6 protein-coding genes are annotated in these 6196 nt (G+C 36.6%); 5 read left to right on the top strand and 1 reads right to left on the bottom strand.

All coding sequences use genetic code 11. The features are described from left to right. On the bottom strand, positions 1-1352 hold a 1352-nt coding region (gene ccoG / locus GSY74_RS02120), incomplete at its 3' end, for a cytochrome c oxidase accessory protein CcoG (RefSeq protein ID WP_164663468.1). 138 nt (positions 1353-1490) lie between these two features. Here ccoG and GSY74_RS02115 point away from each other — a divergent pair. The 5 genes from GSY74_RS02115 to GSY74_RS02095 all read left to right on the top strand — a co-directional run bounded on the left by GSY74_RS02115 (position 1491) and on the right by GSY74_RS02095 (position 5875). Continuing rightward, positions 1491-3944 (top strand): heavy metal translocating P-type ATPase, encoded by a 2454-nt coding sequence (locus tag GSY74_RS02115; protein WP_164663467.1) that lies wholly within the window; start codon positions 1491-1493, stop codon positions 3942-3944. A gap of 108 nt (positions 3945-4052) precedes the next feature. Next, positions 4053-4262, top strand: a complete 210-nt coding sequence (locus GSY74_RS02110) for a helix-turn-helix domain-containing protein (protein WP_164663466.1) — start codon at positions 4053-4055, stop codon at positions 4260-4262. Further along, complete coding sequence (locus tag GSY74_RS02105) at positions 4262-4579, top strand: HipA N-terminal domain-containing protein (RefSeq protein ID WP_164663465.1); 318 nt, start codon at positions 4262-4264, stop codon at positions 4577-4579. Before GSY74_RS02110 ends, GSY74_RS02105 begins: the two co-directional genes overlap by 1 nt. Beyond that, entirely contained in the window at positions 4576-5547 is a 972-nt protein-coding gene (locus GSY74_RS02100; RefSeq protein ID WP_164663464.1) for a HipA domain-containing protein, read from the top strand. The genes GSY74_RS02105 and GSY74_RS02100 overlap by 4 nt, the downstream gene beginning before the upstream one ends. Before the next feature lie 100 nt (positions 5548-5647). Further along, on the top strand, positions 5648-5875 hold the full coding sequence (locus GSY74_RS02095; protein ID WP_164663463.1) for a hypothetical protein: 228 nt from the start codon (positions 5648-5650) through the stop codon (positions 5873-5875). The last annotated feature ends 321 nt before the right edge of the window (positions 5876-6196 follow it).

Below are 6196 nucleotides of genomic sequence, written 5' to 3'. Positions count from 1 at the left end.
TTATCAGAGCGTGGATAGAAGAATATCATCTTACGATAGATAACAACTCTCTCTGGTTCATCAATAGCATAAGCCTTGACCATAACAGTTAATGGCGTGTCTTTAGTGGCATCATCAACAAGTCTCTCACTTGTAGATAGTCTAATCACTTTTTTAGCTTTTTTACCTGCACTAAGGGTAAGAGAGGTAAATCGTTTAATATCAACTTTTCCTGCATACTCCCCAACAACCTCTAGTTTATAGGTATGTTTATTAGGTTCTGTATTTTGAAATAGCAGAGAGTAGTTATTGATAACACGATTGTTATCTTTAATCTTATATAGCTCTGTTCCTCTGTTTATATTGAGAAGCATATACTCTTTTTTGCCACCCATGATAACTAGCATAACAAAGATAGCAGCAATTGCAGCGAGATACATATAGGTCTTTTTACGGAAGAGTTGAGTCTTATTTCCTCTGTAAATCTCACTAGTGCTTGACCAGTGAATTAGTGTCTCTCTTCCTAGTTTTCCTTGAACTTTGGTACAAGCATCTACACACTCCAAGCAGTTGATACACTCTAACTGGGTTCCTTTACGGATGTCGATGTGGGTAGGACAGACAGTTACACACTGTTGACACGCAACACAATCCTCATCCTCTGCAAGGTCTTTTTTCTTGAAGACTATCTTCTCATGATTATCATCATATATCTTACCACCCTGTTTTGGGTCATAGATAGCTTGAAGCGTATCTTCATCGTAGAGGACTGATTGAACTCTTGAGTAGGGACAGACATAGACACAAAAATCCTCTTTTAGGAAAACAACATCATAAATCAAAAAGGCAGCCGTACCAAGAAGCATACCAAGTGTGATAGTGTGTTCCATTGGGTTGTTTATCATCCAGTCAAAGAACTGCTCTGGTGGAACAAAGAACCATAAAAGGTTAGCAGAAGCTATTAATGCAAGAACTGACCAGATAAGAATAGCAACAACTCTTTTTAAGATATTCTCTTTTTTACTATAGTCAGGCTCTCTCTGTTTATTACTAATTCGTTTTCTAAGACCTAGTAGTTTTGTCTCGATAAGGTCTCTGTAGATAACCCTAAAGATGGTCTGAGGACACGCCCAAGCACAAAATGCCCGTCCACCAATCGCAGTGACTGCAAAGATTCCGATAAATAGTAACATCAATATAAATGGCATAAGATATAACTCTTGCATATCGAATGCTGTTCCCATTAGATGAAGCTGTTTCTTATCAAATGATAATAAGAAAATGTGATTTCCCCCGATAGTTATAAAGGGTAAGCTTAATGATATTATAGATGCTATAACATAACCATAATACCGTTTTATTCTAAATTCCATGAAGACTCCTTAACTTTCTGATATAATACCCATATGATACAAACAATAAGATATAGTTTAGCTTATTATATTATAAAGTTATAATAATTATTATCTAAACTTATGCTAATTGTGACAATAAGTGACAAAAGGATTTTTTTGCCTATAGTTAAGTGTACCCATTGCCAATTAGAGTTTGATGAATCTGTAATGATTAGAGAGAAAAATGACCCAAGTTTATATTTCTGTTGCAATGGGTGTCAAGGGGTCTATCATCTGCTCAAAGATGATGGACTTGATAGCTTCTATGAGAAGATGGGAAACGAGACTATTGCACCTCCTCTAAGGGTTGGAGAGGATAGTTCCAACTTTGATATGGAGAGTTTTGCACAGCGATATATTGAGGTCAATTCTGATGGTTTTTCCCAAGTAAATTTGATGATAGAGGGGATTCACTGTGCTGCCTGTATCTGGCTCAATGAGAAAATTTTAGGTGAGAGTGATGGGATTGTAGAGGCTTCAATAAACTTTACCAATAATAAAGCCAAGGTAGTTTGGGATGAAGATACCATTAAGCTCTCAGAGATTATAGACAAGATACGAAGCATCGGTTACAACGCTTACCCTTATGATAGAAGTGAGAGTGAGAAGAAAGCAACCAGTAACAAACGAGACTACTTCTTGCGAATGAGTATCGCTATTTTTGCTAGTATGAATATCATGATGATAGATGTAGCCAAATATGCAGGATTCTTCTCTGGAATGAAAGAGGAGACTTTGCAACTGGTGCATATTGCAGAGTTTATATTTGCTACTCCTGTGCTGTTTTATAGTGGATGGATATTTTTTCGTGGGGCATATTATGGGCTGAAAAATCACATTGTCAATATGGACTTTTTGGTTAGTTCAGGGGCAACGCTTACCTATATATATTCACTCTATGTCTTGTTTGGTGGAGGAGGACATAGCTATTTTGACTCTGTAGCGATGATTATTACCTTTGTATTGGTTGGAAAATATCTCGAAGTTATTGGTAAAAAATCTGCTGTGGATACAATGGACAAGATAAAATCACAAGTACCATTAGAGGCTACAGTAGTGCTTGATGGGGTCAAAAAAGTTGTGATGCTCGATGCTATCTCTGTGGGTGATACCATTGAGGTCAAGATGGGAGAGAAAGCAAGTGTGGATGGTGAGCTTATCAGCTCCACGGGAACCTTTGATGAGAGTAGCATGAGTGGTGAATCTCTGCCTGTGGAGAAGAGAGATGGGGATAAGATATTTAGTGGAACCATCAATAGTGGGCAGGTTATTCGCTATAAGGCTACCAAAAATTATGCCAACTCTACGCTCAACAGTATTGTAACTCTGTTAGAGGATTCATTAGCCTCTAAACCAAAAATAGAAGAGAGTGCCAATGAGATTTCAAAGTATTTCTCGGTTACTATTTTGCTCTTGGCAGTTGCAACTTTTGTGGGTTGGTATCTCTATGGTGCTGGATTTGAAAAAGCTCTTATCGTATCTATCTCGGTGATAGTTATCGCTTGTCCATGTGCTTTGGCTCTGGCTACACCTATAGCTTCTCTGATTGGTATCTCTTGGGGAGCCAATAGAGGATTACTCTTTAAAGAAGCGAAGTTTATTGAGACATTTGCAAAAGCTGATACTATTGTTTTTGATAAGACAGGAACACTTACAGAGGGTAATTTGACTATTAAAAAACAGTCAAATGAGATTGAGACGAAATATTTAGCACCTCTATATGCACTAGTTGATAGCTCTACACATCCTGTTAGTAGAGCAATAAAACTCTATTTAGAAGAGAAATATAATACGGAACTGGAATCGGAGACTTCAGTCCCGAACAAGACGAGGCTAAAGCCATCGGTTCCTAATCTTGAAAATATAGAACAGATTCACGCCCAAGGGGTTACGGCAACTTATCAAAATAGGAAGTTGTTAGGTGGAAATAGTAAACTTCTCTCTTCAAACGGTATAGATTTTAGTTTGGAGAGCCAATATACTCTATATCATTTTGCAATTGATGGTGAGGTAATAGTCTCATTTGAACTAGAAGATAGCATCAAAGATGGAGCAAGAGAGACCATAAAGTATCTAACCCAAATAGGCACAGATGTAATAATGGCAACAGGTGACCACCAATCAGTAGCCTCTAGGGTTGCCAAAGAGATTGGTATAGAGAATTTCAAATCAGAGATGACCCCAATAGATAAAGCTAACTATATAGATAAGCTAAAAGAGCAAGGCAGAGTAGTTGTAATGGTAGGGGATGGTGTCAACGATGCCTTGGCACTATCAAAAGCAGATGTGGCAATAGCAATGGGAAAAGGGGCTGATGTGGCTTTGGCTATCAGTGATGTAGTTGTGCTAAATGATTCTCTAAGAGGGATAAAAGATAGCTTTGTGATTTCGAGACGGACTTATAAGTTTATCAAGCAGAACTTGGGGCTTTCTCTTATCTATAATGTTCTGACTATCCCTGTTGCTATGGCAGGTTTTGTGATTCCATTGGTGGCGGCATTGTCTATGAGTTTGAGTTCTTTGATGGTGGTGGGGAACTCTATGAGGATTAAGACTACTTCAGCAGATTAATGATATAGATTAAATAAGTACTATACTACATATTTAAAGCAACTATCAGAATAAAAAGTGTAATATAATAAAAAATATGTATTATATTGCATATATTTAGGTTGAAAAATGAACCGTGAAAAGCTAGGAGAGACCATTCAATCAAGAAGAAAAGAGCTAAGGATTACCCAAATAGATTTGGCTCTAATCTCTGAAATAAGTACTAAACAGCTCTCAAATATAGAGCAAGGGAAAGTGAGTACCACCATCGATACGCTCTCTAAACTCTGTGAAACATTGGGGTTGAGTATTGAGCTCAAAATCAAAGGGATTGATTAATGCTAGGGTATGTTTATGATGACTTTGAGTTTGTAGGAACAGTTTATTTTGATGGTGAAAATTATATTTTTCAGTATGATAATGACTTTTTAGAGGATAATGAAAATTCTGCTATCAGTCTAACTTTCCCCAAGCAAAAAGAGCCTTTTATCTCAAAATATCTTCACCCTTTTTTCTCCAATCTTTTAGCCGAGGGTAATCTAAAAAAACTTCAATGTAGACAGCTAAAGATAGATGAGAATGATGAGTTTAGTAGACTCCTCAAAACAGCCAACAGTGATACTATCGGAGCGATTACGATAAGGGAGGTACCATGAACTGTTTAGGGTGTTTCAAATCAACCAAAGATATTTATTGCAAAAAGTGTACACGGTTGCTCTTTGATAATCAAAAAATATCGTCTGTTTTAGATTTTGACAAAAAAGAGTTTCTATCCAAAACTATAGAACTCTCAACCAGCTTCTCTATCTCAGGAGTCCAAGATAAAATCTCACTAAAAATCGAAGATAAAAAACTTACCCCAACCTCGAAAGATGGCAGATATATACTCAAACCGATTCCTCTAATGGAGTATGGTGAGCTTATAGAAGATGTAGCCAAAAATGAACACTTTACCATGCAGTTAGCCTCACAAGTGTTTGGACTGGAGACTGCCAACAATGGACTTATCTCTTTTAGTGATGGGGAATTGGCTTATATTACCAAGAGATTTGATAGGATAGATGACAAAAAGATTCGCCAAGAGGATTTCTGTTCACTAGCAGGTCAAACCAAAGATACTCATGGCAGAAACTACAAATATGATTATAGTTATGAGCAGATAGGGGAGCTTATCAAAAAGTATCTACCCACCTACAAGATAGAGATGGTCAAATATTTCAAACTAGTACTCTTTAACTATCTCGTAGGCAATGGTGATGCTCATCTCAAAAACTTTTCAATCACACAGAGAAGAACCAAGGAGTATGGTCTCTCTCCTGCTTACGACTTACTCTCTAGCTCTATACATTTGCCAAATGAGTCACGAACAGCTTTAGAGCTTTTTGAGGAGTATGAAACCCAGAGTTTTGAAGCCAATGGTTTTTATGCCTATGATGACTTTATGGCTTTTGCTGATAGATTGGGTCTGCCTCAAAAGGTTACTATTGGGAGTATAGAGAGCTTTTTAGCCAAGCAGAAGGCTACATTTGCACTTTTGGATAAGTCATTTTTGAGTGATGAGGCTAAGGAGAGATATGAGGCTCTGTTTTTGGATAGGATTAGGGCTGTTGGGTATCGGTTTTAGTGGTATTTTTATTTGATAGAGGATTTTACCCAATCTTATAAAAATCCCCACAACTCTTAAAAAATTACGCTAAAATAACCCTAAAGCAAAGGAAAAAATTATGACAATGCTAACCAAAGAGATTTTGAAAAATGAGATTGATAATATAGATGAGATATATTTAGAGGCTCTATATAAGATAATTAAAGCATTTAAACCTTCGAATAGAGTTGAGTATGAGCAAGATTTATCAAAATTTACAAAAGAGATTGATGAGGGGCTTAACTCTCCGATAAGTCTAAATAGCCATAATAAGATATTTGAAGAGTTAAGATTGAGATATGTATAGTATTCGATATAGAAAATTGGCAGAAGAGGATTTGTTTTCTATTTTTGATACTATTGCCAAAGATAGTCCCACTGTCGCATAAGAGTATATTAATAGACTTGAAGAGAATATAGATTTGTTGGCTTCCAATCCTCTGTTGGGTGTTGAGTGTAAAAGAAAAAATATTGATAGAGCGTGTAGAGTTCTTATTTTTGATAACCACGCTATTTGGGTGACCACATAATATCCTATGTGAATTATTACCTATTGCATCGTATACTGTGTCGTATGGATCAAACACAATATAATTTGTGGGTATTCTACATTGACATTGATATCTGA

Origin of the sequence: Sulfurovum sp. bin170, from assembly GCF_010892395.1 — a bacterium.
GTDB lineage: Bacteria > Campylobacterota > Campylobacteria > Campylobacterales > Sulfurovaceae > UBA1140.
This window is presented reverse-complemented; position numbering and strand designations above follow the sequence as displayed.